We start from the raw sequence: 19,258 nt of genomic DNA on the forward strand, positions 1-19,258 counted from the left end.
AAGAAGACTATGGCTTTATCACGACGCACATTCCTGCTCGGCACGGCGGTGGCCTCGCGCGCCTGGGTGACCTGGGGCGGCTTGCCCGCCCGGGCCATTGCGGCGCGCACGGCGCCGGCGGTGGACGCGGGCGCCTTCATGCGCCTGTCGGCGCTGCTGGTCAACCACCAGCTGAACCCGGCGACCGGCGCGCGCATCGCCGCCGCCGCGGCGGAAAAGTATGCGGACAGCGCGGCCATGGCGGATGCCATCCTGGCCATCGCCACGGCGAAGGGGGCCGTGCTGGTCGAGGATTTTTTTGCCGACATCCCGCCCGGCCCCCTGCAGGAACTGGCCCACTGGGTGATCTTCGCCTGGTATACGGGCTGCTCGTCGGCGAAGAAGGATGCCCGGGTATTCAGCTTTGAAGAAGCGCTGACCTACCGGACCACGGCCGACGTGGTGGCGATTCCCTCCTATGGACTCACGGGGCCGAACGCCTGGAGCCGCGCCATCGTGCCGCTGTCCGACATGCCGCATTTCTGAACCCTTGTAACCCGCAACGCAACCCAAAAAGTAAATTGAACATGGCTATTTCCAACAGCTTTGATGTGGTCATCGTCGGCACCGGCGTCGTCGGCGTGGCGATCGCCGAGCAGCTGCTCGACGCCGGCATCGAGGTGCTGATGCTCGAAGCGGGCCCGCGCGTCACGCGCGCCGAGGTGGTCGAGAATTTCCGCAACCTGCCGCTGGCCCTGAAGGGCGATCCCTCCTCCTGCTACCCGCCCAAGCCGTGGGCGCCGCACCCCATGCCGTCGAGCGAAACGCCGGACGACGCCTACCTGCAATTGAGCGGTCCCGACCGCTACGCCCAGACCTTCATCCGCTACGCGGGCGGCTCCACCTGGCACTGGGCCGGCACCTGCTGGCGCCTGACGCCGCAGGACATGCAGCTGCGCACCCTGTACGGCGTGGGCCGCGACTGGGCCTTCGACTACGCGACCCTGGAACCGTACTACGCGCGCACCGAATACCTGCTGGGCATCTGCGGCCCGTCCGATCCCGCCCAGCAGTGGCCGCCGCTGCGCTCGAAGCCGTATCCGATGCCGCCGCTGCCATTCGGGCCGGGCGAGCAGCGCTTCACGGACGTCGTCAAGACCCTCGGCTATCAGAATATCCCCACGGCGCAGGCGCGCAACAGCGGCATGCCGTATGACGACCGTCCTGCCTGCTGCGCCAACAACAACTGCGTGCCCGTCTGTCCCGTGGGCGCCAAGTACGACGCCGCCACGGCGCTGGCGCGCCTGGAAGCGAAGGGCGCGACGATCCGCGCCAACGCCGTCGTCTACAAGGTCGACACGGCGGCCGGCAACCGGGTCGAGGCCGTCACCTATTTCGACGAACACAGGCAGAGCCACCGCGTGACGGGCAAGCTGTTCGTGCTGGCCTGTAACGGCATCGAGACGGCCAAGCTGCTGCTGATGTCGGCCAATGCGCGCAACCCGAACGGCCTGGCCAACAGTTCCGACCAGGTGGGCCGCAACATGATGGACCACCCGCAGCTGACCATGACCCTGACCCTGGCCGAGCCGTTCTGGGCCGGCGTGGGACCCGTCGTCAACAGCGGCATCATGGAAACGTCGCAGGGCGCGTTCCGCTCGGAACATGCGGGCGCCTATTTCCGCTTCAATAATTTCGCGCGCAACCGCTTCGTCACCTTTAATGCTCTCAAGCAGGGCCTGGTGGGCAAGGCCCTGGATGCGGAAATCCGCCGCATGACGGCGTGCACGGCCGATATCGTGCTGGCGCACGAAGTGCTGCCGCATGCGGATAACCGCCTGACGCTCTCCGGCAAGAAAGACTGGCTGGGCCTGCCCAAGCCGGCCATCCACTACGACGTGGGCGACTACACGCGCAAGTCGGCCGAGCAGTATTCGGTACCGATCGGCAAGCGCATCGCGCAAGCCATGGGCGCCACCGACATCAAGCTGAGCCCGAAATTCGCCCAAAGCAAGCACATCATGGGCGGCACCATCATGGGCCTGGACGGAGCTGATTCCGTGGTCGATGCCGACTGCCGCGCGCATGACCACGAGAACCTGTTCCTGCCAGGCGGCGGCGCCATGGCCAGCACGGCCTGCGGCAACAGCACCATCACCATGGTGTCGCTGGGCCTGAAGGCGGCCGACGCCATCGTGCGCCAGATGCGGGGTGCCGCATGAAGCGACATTTCTTCAAGGCACTGTGCCTGCTGGCCATCGGCCTGCCGGCCGGCGCGGCCACTTTTTCGCCCGAGCTGGTGGAAAAGGGCCGCTACCTGGCCATCGCCTCGGACTGCATGGCGTGCCACACGGCGCACCACGGCAAGCCGATGGCGGGCGGGCTGTCGATGGCCTCGCCCGTGGGCGACATCATTTCCACCAATATCACGCCATCGAAGCAGTTTGGCATCGGCCAGTATACGCAGCAGCAGTTCAGCGACGCCTTGCGCAAGGGCATCCGAGCCGATGGCGCGCCGCTGTATCCGGCCATGCCGTACACGGCGTATGCCGTGATGAGCGATGCCGACATGCAGGCCCTGTATGCCTATTTCATGCAGGCCGTGCCCGCCTCCGAGCACGCCACGGCGCCCACGCGCCTGCCATTTCCCATGAATATGCGCGCGTCGATGCATGTGTGGAACGCGCTGTTCCTCAAGGACCAGCCCTTGAAACCGGAACCGTCGCGCTCGCCGCAATGGCTGCGCGGGCGCTACCTGGCCGAAGGCCCGGCCCACTGCAGCACCTGCCATACGCCACGCGGCGTGCTGATGCAGGAAAAGGCGGACCTGTTCCTCGGCGGCGCGCAAGTGGGCGCCTGGCATGCGCCCAACATCACCTCGCACCCGACGGCCGGCATCGGCAGCTGGACGCAGGCGGAACTGGTGCAATACCTGCGCACGGGCCGCCTGGCCGGCAAGGCGCAGGCGGCGGGCAGCATGGCCGAGGCCATCAGCCTGAGCTTCAGCCGCATGAGCGACGACGACTTGCAGGCCATCGCCGTCTACATCAAGGATGTGCCGGCCGTGGCCGACACGGGCCAGGCACCGCAGACGGTGTCGCGCTTCCGGCAGGGCCAGCCCGGCAATGCGCTGGCCAGCCTGCGCGGCAACGGTTACGCGGCCGGCATGCAGGGTCCGCTGCAAGGCGCGCAGCTGTATTCCGCCAATTGCGCCTCGTGCCATGGCGCCAGCGCGCAAGGCACGCGCGACGGCTATTACCCCAGCCTGTTCCACAACTCGGCCACCGTGAATACCAGCAATCTGCTGGCGACCATCCTGCTGGGCGTGGACCGCAACACGGCCGAGGGCCACGTCTTCATGCCGCCGTTCGGCGCGCAGGCCAATGCCGTCACCAGCCTGTCCAACGACGAGATTGCCGCGCTGGCCAACTATATCCAGGCCGGCCACGGCGCGGGCGCGGACGCGCCGGCCATCCAGGCGGCCGATGTCGAAGTGATCCGCCAGGGCGGGCCGGCGTCGCCGCTGCTGTTGCTGGCGCGCCTGGGCATGGGGGCGGGCGTGCTGGCCGCCGCCGCAATCGCCTTCCTGTTCCTGCGGCGCCGCCGCCGGCGGGCGTAAGTCTTATGAAGAAAAACAACCATGAAAATAGCTAACTTCACTATCGGCGCGCGGCTCGGCGCCGCCTTCGGCATCGTGCTGTGCATGCTGCTGGGCGTGGCCGCGCTGGGCATCAGCCGCATGGCCATGCTGCAGGGCGAGATCGAGTACCTCACCCAGGCCGCCAATGTCGAGTCGAACGCGGCCACGGCGATGCGCTTCGGCGTGTCGAACCGCATGCTGGCGCTGCGCAATGTCGTGCTGCTGCGCGAACCGGCGCAGATCGACGCGGAAGCGGCCCTGTTTGACGAGCACGCGAAGCGCTATGACGCGGCGGAAAGCGCGCTGCGCCAGGCCTTCGCCCGCTACGGCGTCACCGACGAGGAAACGCAGGCGCTGGCGCGGGTGCAGGCGGCCAGCGCCGCCGCCGTGCCCGTGATGCGCAAGGTCATTGCGCTGGGACAGGCCAATGAGGAAGAGGCCGGCGTACGCGTGCTGTTCGACGAACTCAAGCCGCTGCAGGTGCGCTGGAGCAAGGAACTGATGGAACTGGCCACCATCAAGACGCGCCTGAACGATGCCGCCACGCTGGCCTCGTCGCAGGCCTATGTGCGGGCGCGCAAGCTGGCCGTGGCCCTGAGCGCGCTGGCCATCGCCTTCGGCATCGCCATCGCCGTGTTCATCACGCGCAGCGTCACCGTGCCCATCCACCGCGCCGTGGCCATCGCCCGCACCGTGGCGGCGGGCGACCTGACCAGCCATATCGTGGCCGACACGCGCGACGAAACGGGCCAGTTGCTGGCCGCGCTGGGCGCCATGAACGCCAGCCTGCAAGACATCGTGGGCCAGGTGCGCGCGGGCACGGATGCCATGGCCACGGCCAGCGAGCAGATTGCCGCCGGCAACCTGGACCTGTCGTCGCGCACGGAGGAGCAGGCCAGTTCGCTGGAAGAAACGGCCTCGTCGATGGAAGAGTTGACGGGCACGGTGCAGCAGAACGCGGACAACGCGCGCCAGGCCAACAGCCTGGCGCAGTCGGCCTCCAGCGTGGCGGGGCGTGGCGGCGTGGTCGTGGCGCAGGTGGTCGAAACGATGCAGGCGATCAACGCCTCGTCGAAAAAGATCGTCGACATCATCAGCGTCATCGACGGCATCGCTTTCCAGACGAACATCCTGGCCCTGAACGCGGCCGTCGAGGCGGCCAGGGCAGGCGAGCAGGGACGCGGCTTTGCCGTCGTTGCCGGCGAGGTGCGCAACCTGGCGCAGCGCTCCAGCGAGGCGGCGCGCGAGATCAAGGCGCTGATCGGCGACTCCGTCGGCAAGGTCGACGCGGGCGCGCGGCTGGTGGCGGAGGCGGGCGCCACGATGGACGAGGTGGTGGGCAGCGTGCGCCGCGTCAGCGACATCATCGCCGAAATCACGGCGGCCAGCCACGAGCAGACGCTGGGCATCGAGCAGATCAACCAGGCCATCATGCAGATGGACAGCGTGACGCAGCAAAACGCGGCCCTCGTGGAAGAGTCGGCGGCGGCCGCCGAATCGCTGCAGGGCCAGGCGAACCTGCTGGCCGGGGTGGTCAGTACCTTCGTGCTGCACCAGGCAGCGGCAGCGCAGCGCCCACAACCATTACTACTCAAATAAAACAGGAGCACCCATGCACAAGAACCAGTTCAACCGCCGGCTCGTCCTCAAGGGCGCCGGCCTGCTGCTGCTGTCCGGCGTGGCCGGGCAGTTGCTGTTGTCGCGGCAGGCGAGGGCGGGCCTGCAGCCGGCCAGCAGCAATGCCGCCGCTTTCGTCACGGTCTCGCAGGCGCTGACGGGCCGCGCCACGCTCGATCCCGCGCTGGCGCAGGGCCTGTACCGGGCCTTTCAACTCAATACCGCCGATTTCGACGCCACGCTGCTCAAGCTGCAGGCTGCGCTGGCGCAGGAGGCGGGCTTGTTGCAGGGCGATACCACGGCGTTTGCCGACGCGCAAAAAGCCGAACGCGCGCTGAGCCAGGCCATTTTGCAAGCCTGGTACCTGGGCGTCGTCGGCAAGGGCAAGAAGGCCGTCTGCGTGACCTTCACCGAGGCGCTGTCGAACCGCCTGGCCGCGCCCACCCTGGTGCCGCCCAGCTATTCGTACGGCCCCATCGGCACCTGGTCCGTCCAGCCTTAATTTCGTCATCGTTCATCCAAGTACACTTATGAAAAACAATCAATCCGCCGACGTCGTCGTCATCGGCGCCGGCATCTGCGGTTCCCTGCTGGCGCGCAAGCTGGCGTTGGCCGGCCAGTCCGTCCTGATGCTGGAATCGGGCCCCCGCGTGTCGCGCGGCGAACTGGTCAACAGCTACCGCCATTCCGCCTTCAAGGCCGACTTCATGGCGCCGTATCCGTTTTCCGAAATGGCCCCGCACCCCACGTTCACGCCGGAAGCCAACCATTACCTGGAGCAGAGCGGCCCGCATGCGTTCCAGGCGCAATACATCCGCATGCTGGGCGGCACCAGCTGGCACTGGGCGGCGCAGATGTGGCGCTTCCTGCCCAACGATTTCCGCACGCAGTCGGCGTATGGCGTGGGCAAGGACTGGCCCATCGGCTACGACGAGCTGGAAGCGTATTATTATGAAGCGGAAGTGATCACCGGCACGGGCGGTTCGCCCGACACGGGCTCGCCCCGCGCGCAGCCGTTTCCCATGGACCGGGTGCCGGCCTCGTGGTTCCAGCAGCGCATCACGGAGCGCCTGGCGCCCGCCTTCAAGGTCGAGGATGACTGCACGGCGCGCAACAGCCGCAGCTTCGACGGCCGTCCCGCCTGCTGCGGCAACAACAACTGCATGCCCGTGTGCCCGATCGACGCCCAGTATCACGGCGGCATCGCCGCCGCCAGCGCGGAGCAGGCCGGCGTGCAGGTGCTGACGCAAGCCGTGGTCTACCGTTTCGAGCACGATGCGCAGGGCCGCATCACGGCCGCGCATTACTACGACTGGAACAAGACCAGCCACAAGGTGACGGGCAAGACCTTCGTCATCGCCGCCAACGCCATCGAGTCGGCCAAGCTGCTGCTGATGTCGACCAGCGCGCAATGCCCCGACGGCCTGGCCAACCGCAGCGGCCAGGTGGGGCGCAACCTGACGGACCATCCCGCCATCGGCGTCACGTTCGACATGGACGAACCCGTCTGGGCGGGCCGGGGCCCCGTCAGCCCCTGTTCCATCGGCCAGTTCCGCGATGGCGATTTCCGCCAGGAGCATGCGCCATTCCGCATCGACATTTCCAACGCCTCGCAAGTGGCGTCCGTCACCAAGGAGCTGATCCAGGAGGGCTACCACGGCGTCAAGCTGGAAGCGGGCATTTTGCACCGCGCCGCGCGCCGCGTCAGCATCAAGAATGCGCTGGAACAGCTGCCCGACCCGGAAAACCGCGTCACCCTGAGCGACAAGAAGGATGCGCTGGGCCTGCCCACGCCGCGCATGTTCTGGAATATCGACGAGTACGTGATCAAGGGCACGGCCGCCACGCGCCAGCGCTACAACGACATTGCCGCGCAACTGGGCGCGACGAACATCAAGCACAGCAAGGAGGGCGCCTTCGGCAACCGCCAGCACATTACGGGCACCCTGTCGATGGGCAAGGACGCGGCCACCAGCGTGGTCGATTCCTATGGCCGCGCGCACGACCATGCCAATCTGTACATGGCCGGCACGGGCATCATGCCCACCGTGGGCACCTGCAACGTCACCCTGACGGCCGTTGCGCTGGCCCTGCGCACGGCCGACCAGATCATCGCGGAGGCGCGCCATGCATAAATTACTGCAGACATTCGCCTTCGGCCTGCTGCTGGCGGCCGGCGCGGCCAGCGCCCAGCCTTCCGCTGACCTCATCAAGCGTGGCCAGTACCTGGCCACGGCCGGCGACTGCATCGCCTGCCACACGCAGACGGGCAAGGCGCCGTTTGCCGGCGGCCATGCCATCGCCAGCCCGCTGGGCACGATCTACGCCACCAACATCACGCCATCGCCCACGGCCGGCATCGGCCGCTACACGCAGGCGCAGTTCAGCGACGCCGTGCGCCTGGGCATCCGCGCCGACGGCAGTCATCTGTACCCGGCCATGCCGTACACGGCATATGCCAAGCTCAGCGATGATGACCTGGGCGCGCTGTATGCCTACTTCATGCATGGCGTCAAGGCCGACGACACGCCGTCGCCGCCAACGCAGCTGCCATTCCCGTTTAACCTGCGCTTTTCCATGGCAGCGTGGAATGCGCTGTTTCTCGACAGCAAGCCATTCACGCCCGTGCCCGGCCAGTCGATCGAATGGAACCGGGGCGCCTACCTGGTGCAGGGCCTGGCCCACTGCAGCACCTGCCATACGCCGCGCAACGTGCTGATGGCGGAACAGGACGGCCAGTTCCTGCGCGGCAGTTCGCTGGGCACCTGGTACGCGCCCGACATCACGCCGGGCAACCGCGCCGGCATGGGCGGCTGGAGCCAGCAGCAGATCGTCGACTACCTGATGACGGGCCACGCGGGCAATGGCGCCACGGCGGGCGGCCCCATGCTCGAAGCGATCGAGAAGAGCTTCTCGCAGATGGAACTGCGCGACGTGCAGGCGATGGCCACCTACTTGCGCTCCTTGCCGGGTGGAACGCAGGACGCTGCCGTAGCCGTGGCGCCCGCCGTGCCAGTCCTCTCCGGCAGCGACCTGGCGGAAATGGCGGGCAAGCTGCGTCCCGGCGAGCAGCTGTACCGCGATAACTGCGCCTCCTGCCACCAGAACAATGGCGACGGCATGCGCGGCTTGCCCGCCTTGCGCAACCATCCCGTGCTGCGCCATCCGAACGGGGACAACGTGGCCATGGCCATCCTGCAGGGCGTGTGGCCGGAAGACTGGCAGGGCATGCCCGGCTTTGCCGCCGAGCTGACCGACCAGCAGATCGCCGACATCAGCAACTACGTGGTGGCCGACTTCGGCCACGGCGCGGCGCGCGTCGACGAAGGCCGCGTGCGTTCGCTGCGGGCGGGCGGCGACGCGCCCTTGCTGCTGCCGCTGGCGCGCGGCGGCATGCTGCTGGGCGCCTTGCTGGCGCTGCTGCTGGCGTTTGCCTGGCGCCGCAAGCGCAAGGCCCGGCTTGCCGGCCAGGCGCGTTAAACCGCCACAGCCAGCCGCGCCGTCGCTCCAGCAACCCCGAACGCCAGGCACTGGCTGTCGGGGTTTTTTCATGCGCGGACAGGCAGCCTGGAGCGCGGCATGCGGGATGCGGCGCTCCATGGCGCGCTTGCCCTCGAAATGCCGCTAGCCCGGCAGCACGCCGGTGTCCTTGCGCACGCGCACAGCGAAGGTGGCATCGCACAGGCAAATGAGCGCGAGCATCATTATTGCTTGCCTTGCGTGGCAGCGCTTCTTCATGCCCTGTTCATGATCGGCTCGCTACCATTGCCAGCCAGGGCGAGAATGCAGCGCCCGCCACACAGTGACATCACCGGCCCAGGCACATGGATCAAGCACAATCGATTGCCCCGCAGGCATCTTCCCCCGACCATGGCGATGCGCATGCCTACCTGCGCAAGGCCGGACTGCGCCCGACCAGCGCCCGCGCCGCGATCGTCGACATGCTGCACGAATATCGCCACCAGCCGCTCGCGGCGGAAACCCTGTTCCGCCGCCTGGGCGAGCGGGGCGTGAGCATCAGCCAGGGCACCATCTACCGCGTGCTGCACGAACTCGAATACCGGGGACTGTTGCACCGCGAACGCGAGGAAATCGACCCCAAGGCCAGGCTGCTGTATGCACTGGCGCCAGCCTCGCCGCCGCCGGCTGCATATTGCTGTGTGTGCCGCGGCTGCGGACGCGCCATGCCATTGGAAGACAAGCAGTTCGCTGAAACGTTCTACCGGCTTGCCAGGAGCGCCGGTTTCGATCACATGCTGTCCTCGCTGTCGATGCAAGGGACGTGCAACGACTGCGCCCAGGCGCTGCCGCAGCGGCCGGCCTGAAACAGCATGAATTAAATTTCATCTGGCGGCGAAGGGGGATTTAGCCCCTGCGGCCTATTCTGGACACCAGTTCAGAACGAGGCCATCACCATGAGATTCCCGATACGACGGGCCAGGATCCCCATCCTGGCCACCCTGGCCGCCAGCGCCATCCTGCTGGGCGGCTGTTCGCTGGTGCCCGCCTATGAGCGGCCCCGGGTGGACCTGGCGCCGCGCTGGAACAGTTACCAGGCGTCACCGCTGGAGGCCACCGTGCCCGTGCGCAGCGGCTGGTGGCGCAGCTTCGGCGATCCCGCCCTGTCCGCGCTGGAAGACCGGGCGCTGCGCGACAGCCCGACCCTGGCGCAGGCGCGGGCGCGCATCGATCAGGCGCGCGGCACGGCCCAGTCGGCCGGCGCCGCGCTGTATCCCACCGTCAGCCTGAACGGCACGCTGGACCGCGTCCACAATGGCAGCGGCACGACGGCGAAGGTGGGCAGCGGCAGCAGCAACACGCAGAGCCTGTTTGCCCAGGCCGGTTACGAGCTCGACTTCTGGGGCAGGAACCGCGCGGCCGGCGACGCGGCGCAGGCGCTGGCGCAGGCCAGCGTGTACGACGCCGACACGGTGGCGCTGACGCTTACCGCCTCCGTCGCCGATACCTATTTCCAGCTGCTGTCGCTGCGCGAACGCCTGCGCCTGGCGCAGGGCATCGCCGACGATGCGCAGCGCCTGCTGGTGCTGGTGCAAAGCCAGGCGGACCTGGGCGTGGCCAGCGGCCTGCAGGTGGCGCAGCAGCGCAGCGCGGCGGCCAGCTTTGCCGCGGCGCTGCCGCCGCTGCAGCAGCAACTGGAGCAGAACAGCCATTTGCTGGCCGTGCTGGTGGGCGCCACGCCGGAACAGTTCGCGCTGGCCGACGGCGGCGTGCAAGCCGTGGGCGTGCCGCAGCCGCAGGCGGGCCTGCCGGCCAGCATCCTGCAGCGCCGGCCCGACATCCGCGCCGCCGAAGCGCGCCTGCAGGGCGCCAATTTCGACATCGGCGCGGCGCGCGCCGCCTTCTATCCGAACCTGACCCTGACGGCCAACGCGGGCGTGACCAGCGCCGCGCTGGGCCATCTGCTGTCGTCCAATCCCATCCTCGACATCGGCGCCGCGCTGGCGCAAACCCTGTTCGACGGCGGCCAGCGCCAGGGCCAGCTGACGGTGAGCCAGGGCCGCGCCACGGAACTGGCGGCCGCCTACCGGGGCACGGTGCTGGGCGCCCTGCAGGAAGTCGAGGATGGCCTGAGCGCCACCGTGCACCAGCGCGAGCTGGAAGCGGCGGCGCAGGACGCGGCCAGCGCGGCGCAGCGCGCCAGCACCCTGGCCGAGGCGCAGTACCGGCTGGGCAGCAGCGATTTCCTCAACGTGCTGACGGCGCAGCGCACGCGCGCCCAGGCGCAGGACGCCTTGCTGCAAGCGCGCCTGGGCCGTTTGCAGGCGGCCGTGGGCCTGTTCCGCACCCTGGGCGGCGGCTTCGACGCCGCCAGCGATACCCCATTCATTGCATCCATTTCGGGAGTCACACCGTGAACCAAGAAGAACACAGCAGCACTGGCGCGGGAGCGCGGCGCGGCCGCTGGCTGCTGGCCGCGCTGATCGCGGCCCTGGCCGCCGGCGGCGCGTATGCGCTGCATAAACCGGCGCCGGCGCCCGCCGCCAGGGCCGCCGTTCCCGTCCACCTGGGCGTGGCCGAACGGCGCGACATGCCCGTGTGGCTGTCGTCCGTGGGCACCGTCACGGCCCTCAACGCCGTCGACATCAAGACGCGCATCGATGGCCAGCTGCAGAAGATCGCCTTTGCGGAAGGCCAGGAAGTGGCGCCCGGCACGCTGCTGGCGCAGATCGACCCGCGCCCCTTGCGCGCGGCCCTGCTGCAGGCGCAAGCCACCTTGCAAAAGGATGCGGCCTCCGTGGCCAGCCTGCGCCTCGATGCGCAGCGCTACGCGACACTGGCGGAGATCGGCGCGGGCAGCACGCAAAGCCGCGATACGAGCCAGGCGCAGCTGGCCGCCCAGCTGGGCGCCGTGGCGGCCGACCAGGCGCTGGTGGAAACGGCGCGCCTGCAGCTCGATTACGCCACCATCCGCGCGCCGTTCGGCGGCCGCCTGGGCATGCGCCAGGCCGACGTGGGCGCCATGGTCAAGGCGGCCGACGCGGCCGGCCTGGTGACCCTGACGCAGATCGCGCCCATCACCGTGCTGTTCTCCGTGCCGCAGGAAAACCTGGGCGAACTGGCGCAGCAGCAGGCCAGGGCGCCACTGGCCGTCGCCGTGGCCGACGCGTCGGGCGGCAAGCCCCTGGCCGATGGCCGGCTGGCCTTCATCGACAGCCAGGTCGACGCGGCCACGGGCCAGATCAAATTGAAGGCGGGCTTCGCCAACGCCGACCGGGCCCTGTGGCCGGGCCAGCTGGTGACGGCGCGCCTGCTGCTGCGCACCGACCATGGCGTCGTCGCGCTGCCCAGCGCCGCCATCATGACGGGCCAGGACGGCAACTTCGTCTACGTCACGGGACCTGATCACAAGGCCAGCGTGCGCAAGGTGGCCACGGGCGCCAGCGACGGCGCCTATACCGCCATCACGGCCGGCCTGCAGGGCGGCGAACAGGTGGTGCTTGACGGCCAGAGCCGGCTCGCGCAGGGCACGCCGGTCACGGCCATGGCCACGGCCACGGCCGCGCAGGGAGCACGATAATGTCGCTTACCGAACTGTTCATCCAGCGCCGCGTCGGCACCTCGTTTCTCGCCATCGGCGTGCTGCTGGTGGGCCTGGTGGCGTATTTCATGCTGCCCGTGGCGCCCCTGCCGCAAGTCGATTTCCCCACCATCCAGGTGCAGGCCAAGCTGCCCGGCGCCAGCGCCGACACCATGGCCACCTCGGTGGCCACGCCGCTGGAGCGCCAGCTGTCGGCCATCCCGGGCATCACGCAGATGACATCATCGAGCTCGCTGGGCACCACCTCGATCACGGTGCAGTTCGACCTGGCGCGCAATATCGACGGCGCCGCGCAGGACGTGCAGACGGCCATCAACGCGGCCGGCGGCAGCCTGCCGAAGAACCTGCCCAGCCCGCCCACCTACCAGAAGACCAATCCCGCCGACTTCACCTTGCTGTCGCTGGCCCTGACCTCGGACACCATGCCGCTGACGGAACTCGACGACTACGCGGAAAACCACGTGGCGCAGCAGATCTCGCAGATGAACGGCGTGGGCCTGGTCGACTTCCACGGCCAGCAGCGGCCCGCCGTGCGCGTGCAGGTCGATCCGGACAAGCTGGCGGCGCTGGGCCTGAGCCTGGAAGACGTGCGCGGCATCATCGGCACGCAGACCGTGAACGCGCCCAAGGGCACCTTGAACGGCCCGGACAAGGCGGTGGTGCTGAACGCCACCGACCAGCTGACGGACGCCAACGGCTACCGCGCCATGGTGGTGGCCTACAAGAACGGCGCGCCGATCCGCCTGGGCGACCTGGGGCGGGTGCTCGACGCGCCCGAGGACACGCACCAGGCGGCATGGCTGCAGGGCCGCCGCGCCATCATCCTCGACGTGCACAAGCAGCCCGGCTTCAACGTCATCGACACCATCGCCAACGTCAAGGCCAGCCTGCCGCAGCTGACGGCCAGCCTGCCGCCGGCCGCGCGCCTGGACGTGGTGGGCGACCGCACGCAGACCATCCAGGCTTCCGTCAGCGACGTGCAGTTCACCCTGATGCTGACGGTGGGCCTGGTGGTGCTGGTGATCTTTTCCTTCCTGCGCAATCTGTGGGCCACGGTGATACCCAGCCTGACCATCCCGCTGTCGCTGATCGCCACCTTCGGCGTGATGTATTTGTGCGGCTACAGCCTGGACAACCTGTCGCTGATGGGCCTGACGATCGCCATCGGCTTTGTCGTCGACGACGCCATCGTCGTCATCGAGAACGTCATGCGGCATATCGAGGAGGGGAAAGGGCGGCTGGAAGCGGCCGTGCTGGGCGTGACGGAAGTGCGCTTCACCATCGTCTCGATGACGATTTCGCTGATCGCCGTCTTCATTCCCATCCTGCTGATGGGCGGCATCGTGGGGCGGCTGTTCCGCGAATTCGCCGTCACCGTCAGCGTCGCCATCGTCATGTCGGCGTTCGTCTCGCTGACCGTCACGCCCATGCTGTGCGCCTGGCTGATCAAGCCGGGCGCCGGGGAGAAGGCGAAGCAGGGCCGCTTCTACCAGTGGAGCGAGGGCTTTTTCCAGCGCATGACGGCCGGCTACGGCCGCCTGCTCGACATCGTGCTGCGCCACCGGGGCCTGACCCTGGGCGTGACGATCGCCACCGTGTTCGCCACGGCGGCCCTGTTCGTGGCCATCCCGAAGGGCTTCTTCCCGCAAGCCGATTCCGGCCTCATCGTCGGCCTGGCGCAGGCGTCGCCGGACACCTCGTTCGACGCCATGTCGGCGCGCATCCAGCAGCTGGGGCGCATCGTCAAGAGCGACCCGGCCGTCGACAACGTGTACTTCTGGATCGGCGCCAACCCGACCCTGAGCCAGGGCCGCATGATGATCAACCTGAAACCGTTCGGCGAGCGCACGGCCAGCGCCGACCAGGTCATGGCGCGCCTGAAGGCGCGTACAGCCGTGGTGCCCGGCATCGTGCTGCAGATGCAGGTGCGCCAGGATATCCAGGTGGGCGGGCGCATCGCCGCCGCGCAGTACCAGTACACCCTGCAGGGCACGGACGTGGCCAGCCTGAACCAGTGGTCGACGACCCTGACGAAGCAGCTGGCGGCGCTGCCGCAGCTGCGTGACGTGTCGTCGGACCTGCAGTCGTCGGCCGGCAGCGCCACCCTGACCATCGACCGTCCCACGGCGTCGCGCTTCGGCATCACGGCGCAGGCCATCGACGATACGCTGTACGACGCCTTCGGCCAGCGCCAGGTGGCCACCATGTTCACGCAGCTGAACCAGTACCACGTGATCCAGGAAGTCGACCCGGCCTTCCAGCTGTCCACGCAGGCGCTGGAACACCTGTTCGTGCGCTCGCCGCTGACGCAGCAGCTGGTGCCCTTGAACCTGCTGGCCAGGGTGACGCAGGGCGTCTCGCCCATCACCATCAACCACCAGGGCATGTTCCCCGCCGTGACCATCTCGTTCAACCTGGCGCCTGGCTATGCGCTGGGAGACGCCGTCACGGCCATCCACGACGCTGAACTGGCCAGCGGCATGCCGGCCACCCTGAACGGCACCTTCCAGGGCGCGGCGCAGGCCTTCCAGAGCTCCCTGAAGAGCGAGCCGTGGCTGATCCTGACGGCGCTGGTGGCCGTGTACATCGTGCTGGGCGTGCTGTATGAAAGCCCGATCCACCCGCTGACCATCATCTCCACCTTGCCGTCGGCCGGCGTGGGCGCCTTGCTGGCGCTGATCGTCTGCGGCCAGGACCTGTCCATCATGGGCATGATCGGCATCATCCTGCTGATCGGCATCGTCAAGAAGAACGCCATCATGATGATCGACTTCGCGCTGGTGGCGGAACGGGAGCAGGGACTGTCCGCGCTTGAGGCCATCCGCCAGGCCAGCCTGCTGCGCTTCCGGCCCATCATGATGACCACCATGTCGGCCCTGTTCGGCGCCTTGCCGCTGGCCCTGGGGCACGGCGCGGGCGCGGAACTGCGCGTGCCGCTGGGGATCTCCATCGTCGGCGGCCTGATCGTGTCGCAGGCGCTGACCCTGTTTACCACGCCTGTCATCTACCTGTACTTCGAGCGCGCCGCCAAGGCGCTGGAACACCGGCGCGACGCGCGCCACGGCGCGCTGGAGGAAAAGACGGTTTAATGGGCTGCCGGCAGGCGCACTTCGACACGCAGGCCCGTGCCGCCGGCCGGGTCGGCGCAGTGCAGCGCCACCGTGGCGCCCAGGCGCAGGCAGATGGCGCGCACGATGGACAGGCCCAGGCCGGCGCCTTCCTCGCCGCTGCCCAGCACGCGGTAGAACGGGTCGAAGACGCGTTCCCGTTCGGCCGCAGCGATGCCGGGACCGTTGTCTTCGATGGCGAGGATGGCGAACGGGCCTGCGCGCCGCAGCGATAGGTCGACCTTGCCGCCCGGCGGCGTGTAGCGGATGGCGTTGCCGGCCAGGTTGCGCAGCACCGTGGCCAGGTCGGTGGCAGCGGCCTGCACCAGGACGTCGCCGCCGGCCAGCAGGCCGATATCGGTGTGCCTGGCCTCGGCCAGGGGCAGCAGCTCTTCCAGCACCTGCCGGCAGATGGCGTGCACGGAGGTGGCCGGCGCGGGCGCATCGGTGGCTTGCTGCGCCCGCGCCAGCGACAGCAGCTGCTCCAGCAGGGCGCGGCTGCGGGCCATGCCGTCGCGCAGGGTCGCCAGCCGCGCCTGCGCTTCCGCGGGCAGCGGCGTGGCGCCCAGGCGCTCGGCCTGCAGCGACAGGGCCGTCAATGGCGTGCGCAGCTCATGCGCCGCGTCGGCGATGAAACGGCGCTGTTCGTCCATCGACCGGGCCACGCGCAGCAGCAGCCGGTTGATGGCATCGGCGAAGGGACGGATTTCGGCGGGCAGGGCGGCGCTGGCGACGGGCCGCAAGTCGTCCTCGCCGCGCGCATCGACGGCGCGGGCAGCATCGCGCACGGGCGCAAACAGCTTGCGCACCAGGTCCGTGACGACCAGCAGCAGCACGGGCACAAGCAGCAGGAAGGGAATCAGGGTCAGCAGGGCGCTGTCGCGCGCCGCTTCATCGCGCACCGAGGTTTCCTGCGCCACGGCCAGGCGTTGTCCGCCGCTGCCGCGCACCATCACGCGGTAGGTTTCGCCATCCGCGCGCACCGTCTGCAAGCCGTCGGGCAGGTGGGCCGGCAGCGCCGGTGCGCCAGCCAGTGGGGCGCCCAGCCATTGCACATATACCGTGCTGTCGCTGTCGTCATGTTCATCCGCATCGGCGCCGCCCGGCGCGGCCAGCGGCTGGCGGCTGGCCAGCGCGGCCACCTGGCGCAGCATGTCGTCCTGCAGTTCATGGGCTTGGCGGAAAGCGGCATAAAAGGCGAAGGCGCCGGCCAGCACGGCCACGCAGCAGATCGCCAGGGCCAGCCACAGGGACAGGCGCCAGCGCAGCGAGGTGCGCAGGGCATTGCTGACGCGCTTCACGCGCCCTTGGAGGTCATCCATCCCACGCCCCGGACATTCCTGATGACGGCCGCGCCCAGCTTCTTGCGCAGCGCATGGATGAGAAATTCGACGGCATTGCTTTCCACTTCCTCGCCCCAGCCGTAGATGCGCTCTTCCAGTTCGCTGCGCGAGAGGATGGCGCCGGGGCGCAGCAGCAGGGCGTGCAGCAGGGCGAATTCGCGGTTCGACAGCTGCACGGGGGCCGCGCCGCCGGCCGTCGCTACGCGCGTGGCCGGGTCGAGCGAGACGCTGCCGTTGCCCAGCACGGGGGCGGCCGCGCCGCCCTTGCGGCGCAGCACGGCGCGCATGCGCGCTAGCAGCTCGGCCATCTCGAACGGTTTCAGGACATAGTCGTCGGCGCCGCCGTCGAGGCCCAGCAAACGCTGTTCCAGCGCGTCGCGGGCCGTGATGACCAGCAGCGGCACGTTGTTCCTGGCGCGGATGGCGCGCAGCACGTCCTGGCCATCCTTGCCCGGCAGGCCCAGATCCAGCAGCACCACGTCATAGTGCTGGCAGGCCAGGGTGTCGAGCGCCGTCTGGCCGTTGCGTACCCAGTCGGCCGCGTACGCGGCGTCGCGCAGCGCTGCCTGCACGGCCGCGCCTATCATGGCATCGTCTTCCACCAGCAGTACCCGCATGGCTGTCTTTCTTCAATGTCCTGCCGCGATTTTCACATATTTGTCCTCAGCGCGGCGCGGCATGCCTGTGCGTGGCCGACAGATAGGCCACCAGGGCGACGATGGTGGCGAGGAACAGGGCGCTGGTGGCGACGGTGCCGTAACCGAGGCCGCCATTGCCGGCCGGCTGCGACAGCAGGTCGCCGCAGGCGGCGCCGAAGGGGCGCGTGAGCACATAGGCGATCCAGAAGCAGGCCACGCCATTCGCCTGGAACAGGTAACGGGCGGCGGCCGTGGCGGCGATCAGGGCGCCGAACAGCAGGGCCGCATGCGCGTAGCCCAGCTGCATGCCCTCGGCCACCCAGTCGCCGGCCGCCGTGCCCAGGGCAAAGGTGAACAGGATGGCGGCCCAGTAAAACCATTCGCGGCGCGGCGTGACGATGCTGTCGATGGACAGGGTGCGCTCGCTGCGGTGCCAGAGCAGGAAAGTGGCTGCCAGCGCGGCGCAGAAGGCGCCCGTGGAGGCGGCCAGCGGCACGCCCAGCTGGTCGGTGAGGTTGTCCGTCAGCAGGGTGCCGAATACGCTGACGCACACCACCACCAGCCAGTAGCGCACGGGAACATAGCGGCTGGCGCGCAGCTGCGCCCACAGGCACAGGGCCAGCAGGGCGCCGACGACGGCCGTGGTGCCGCCCAGGCCGAAGTGCAGGTCGGCGTTCAGGTAGTCGGCGCCCGTCTCGCCGACGGTGGTCGACATCATCTTGATGATCCAGAACAGCACGGTGGCGTGGGGTATCTTGTTCAGCCAGACGCGGCTGGCGGCGGGGGCATGAGTGGGCATGATGGGCTCCGGTCAGTGGTGGTGCTGCCAGTGTGGGGCGCCAGACTTAGGCCAGCCATAGGCTTCAGGGACGCAGCCAGCCGCGCGCGATGAGGGGGGCGAACAGGGCGCGGTAAGCGCGGATGGCCTGCCGCGCCAGCGCCAGGGCGACCGGCTGCGGCAGGCAGGCCGTCAGCGCGGTGCTGACGATGGCGACCAGCGCCGCGCCCGGCATGTCGAACGGGAAATGCACGCCCAGGTAGATGCGGGCCCAGGCGGCGGGCAGGCCCAGCAGGGCAATCACGGCACCGGCGGCGCGCGTGGACGGCTGCAGCAGCAGGGCGCCGGCGGCGCACCAGATGACTGTCAGGTGATCGCTGGGGAACGAGGAATCGGCCACGTGCGCGATGAAGGTATGCCCGAGGTGCAGCATGAACGGGCGCGGATGCTGCCATCCCAGGCCGATCAGCTGGTTGAGGCCCAGGCCGGCGAGCACCGTGGCGGTGGCCGCCAGCAGCCGCGCGCGCAGCGCCTCGCCGCCGCGCAGCCAGGCGGCGACGGCGGCGGCAGGCAGCAGCCAGATCAGCCATTCGCCGAACAGCAGCGCCAGGGCAAGGGTGACGGGGGAGGGCGCCGCCGGGCCGTTGAGCAGGGCGAACAGGGTGACATTGAGGTGTTCCATGGTTTAGCTGGCAGGCCGGCCCGACTGGGTCGGGCCGGCGGGTTGGCGGGATCAGTCGTCGTCGTGCTCGTGTTCGCGGCCGTCGCGGTCGGCCTTGTCCTCTTGCGAGGACAGCACGGCGCCCTTGTCGGCATCGATGCGCACGTCGAAGACCCTGGCGCCGCTGGCCACTTCCACGTCGAAGATCCAGCTGCCTTTTTCATGTTCGAATTCGGCGCGCGTGGCCTTGCCGCCCGCATGCTGCTCGGCCGTGGCGATGGCCTGGCTGAGGGATATTTTTGCCTTGGCGATGGCCAGGGCATCGTTGTCCATGGCGGCCTGCTGGCCCGTCACGGCCCAGGCCATGCCGCCGCCCGTGGCGAGGGCGACGACGAGTAATGTCAGTTTGGTATGGCGGTACATGGTTTCCTCCAG

Annotated in this window: 16 protein-coding genes; 11 read left to right on the plus strand and 5 right to left on the minus strand. The window is 68.8% G+C overall.

Features of this window, described 5'->3' with window-relative positions; translation table 11 throughout:
• Positions 1-9: 9 nt before the first annotated feature.
• From ACZ92H_RS15720 to ACZ92H_RS15770, 11 genes are all read left to right on the plus strand, one after another.
• Positions 10-525 carry a sugar dehydrogenase complex small subunit gene (locus tag ACZ92H_RS15720; protein WP_465050247.1) on the plus strand — a complete coding sequence of 172 codons (516 nt, stop codon included), beginning with the start codon at positions 10-12 and terminating at the stop codon, positions 523-525.
• A 41-nt stretch (positions 526-566) separates the two neighbouring features.
• Positions 567-2,201, plus strand: coding sequence for a GMC family oxidoreductase (locus ACZ92H_RS15725; protein ID WP_465050246.1), 1,635 nt, complete (start codon positions 567-569; stop codon positions 2,199-2,201).
• Positions 2,198-3,598 (plus strand): c-type cytochrome, encoded by a 1,401-nt coding sequence (locus ACZ92H_RS15730; RefSeq protein ID WP_465050245.1) that lies wholly within the window; start codon positions 2,198-2,200, stop codon positions 3,596-3,598. The genes ACZ92H_RS15725 and ACZ92H_RS15730 overlap by 4 nt, the downstream gene beginning before the upstream one ends.
• 21 nt (positions 3,599-3,619) lie before the next feature.
• Positions 3,620-5,218: a methyl-accepting chemotaxis protein gene (locus tag ACZ92H_RS15735; protein WP_465050244.1), complete on the plus strand. Its 1,599-nt coding sequence runs from the start codon at positions 3,620-3,622 to the stop codon at positions 5,216-5,218.
• Between the two features lie 13 nt (positions 5,219-5,231).
• Positions 5,232-5,738 (plus strand): sugar dehydrogenase complex small subunit, encoded by a 507-nt coding sequence (locus tag ACZ92H_RS15740; RefSeq protein ID WP_465050243.1) that lies wholly within the window; start codon positions 5,232-5,234, stop codon positions 5,736-5,738.
• 28 nt (positions 5,739-5,766) lie between these two features.
• On the plus strand, positions 5,767-7,371 hold the full coding sequence (locus ACZ92H_RS15745; RefSeq protein WP_465050242.1) for a GMC family oxidoreductase: 1,605 nt from the start codon (positions 5,767-5,769) through the stop codon (positions 7,369-7,371).
• The gene (locus ACZ92H_RS15750; RefSeq protein ID WP_465050241.1) at positions 7,364-8,716 is read left to right on the plus strand and encodes a c-type cytochrome; all 1,353 of its coding nucleotides are present in this window, start codon (positions 7,364-7,366) and stop codon (positions 8,714-8,716) included. Before ACZ92H_RS15745 ends, ACZ92H_RS15750 begins: the two co-directional genes overlap by 8 nt.
• Positions 8,717-9,060: 344 nt before the next feature.
• Positions 9,061-9,561 (plus strand): Fur family transcriptional regulator, encoded by a 501-nt coding sequence (locus ACZ92H_RS15755; protein ID WP_465050240.1) that lies wholly within the window; start codon positions 9,061-9,063, stop codon positions 9,559-9,561.
• Positions 9,562-9,651: 90 nt separating this feature from the next.
• Positions 9,652-11,112 carry an efflux transporter outer membrane subunit gene (locus tag ACZ92H_RS15760; RefSeq protein WP_465050239.1) on the plus strand — a complete coding sequence of 487 codons (1,461 nt, stop codon included), beginning with the start codon at positions 9,652-9,654 and terminating at the stop codon, positions 11,110-11,112.
• Positions 11,109-12,275, plus strand: coding sequence for an efflux RND transporter periplasmic adaptor subunit (locus ACZ92H_RS15765; protein WP_465050238.1), 1,167 nt, complete (start codon positions 11,109-11,111; stop codon positions 12,273-12,275). The genes ACZ92H_RS15760 and ACZ92H_RS15765 overlap by 4 nt, the downstream gene beginning before the upstream one ends.
• Positions 12,275-15,385, plus strand: a complete 3,111-nt coding sequence (locus ACZ92H_RS15770) for an efflux RND transporter permease subunit (protein WP_465050237.1) — start codon at positions 12,275-12,277, stop codon at positions 15,383-15,385. The genes ACZ92H_RS15765 and ACZ92H_RS15770 overlap by 1 nt, the downstream gene beginning before the upstream one ends.
• On the opposite strand, the gene ACZ92H_RS15775 is transcribed toward ACZ92H_RS15770, so the two are convergent.
• The 5 genes from ACZ92H_RS15775 to ACZ92H_RS15795 all read right to left on the minus strand — a co-directional run bounded on the left by ACZ92H_RS15775 (position 15,382) and on the right by ACZ92H_RS15795 (position 19,246).
• Entirely contained in the window at positions 15,382-16,725 is a 1,344-nt protein-coding gene (locus tag ACZ92H_RS15775; protein ID WP_465050236.1) for a sensor histidine kinase, read from the minus strand. The two genes, ACZ92H_RS15770 and ACZ92H_RS15775, sit on opposite strands and share 4 nt — an antisense overlap.
• Positions 16,701-17,363, minus strand: coding sequence for a response regulator (locus tag ACZ92H_RS15780; protein ID WP_465050235.1), 663 nt, complete (start codon positions 17,361-17,363; stop codon positions 16,701-16,703). Before ACZ92H_RS15780 ends, ACZ92H_RS15775 begins: the two co-directional genes overlap by 25 nt.
• 46 nt (positions 17,364-17,409) lie before the next feature.
• Positions 17,410-18,183, minus strand: a complete 774-nt coding sequence (locus tag ACZ92H_RS15785) for a COG4705 family protein (RefSeq protein ID WP_465050234.1) — start codon at positions 18,181-18,183, stop codon at positions 17,410-17,412.
• A 64-nt stretch (positions 18,184-18,247) separates the two neighbouring features.
• Entirely contained in the window at positions 18,248-18,844 is a 597-nt protein-coding gene (locus tag ACZ92H_RS15790) for an undecaprenyl-diphosphatase (RefSeq protein WP_465050233.1), read from the minus strand.
• Between the two features lie 51 nt (positions 18,845-18,895).
• Positions 18,896-19,246, minus strand: coding sequence for a PepSY domain-containing protein (locus ACZ92H_RS15795; protein WP_465050232.1), 351 nt, complete (start codon positions 19,244-19,246; stop codon positions 18,896-18,898).
• Positions 19,247-19,258: the final 12 nt, after the last annotated feature.

This window comes from Janthinobacterium foliorum (assembly GCF_978021625.1).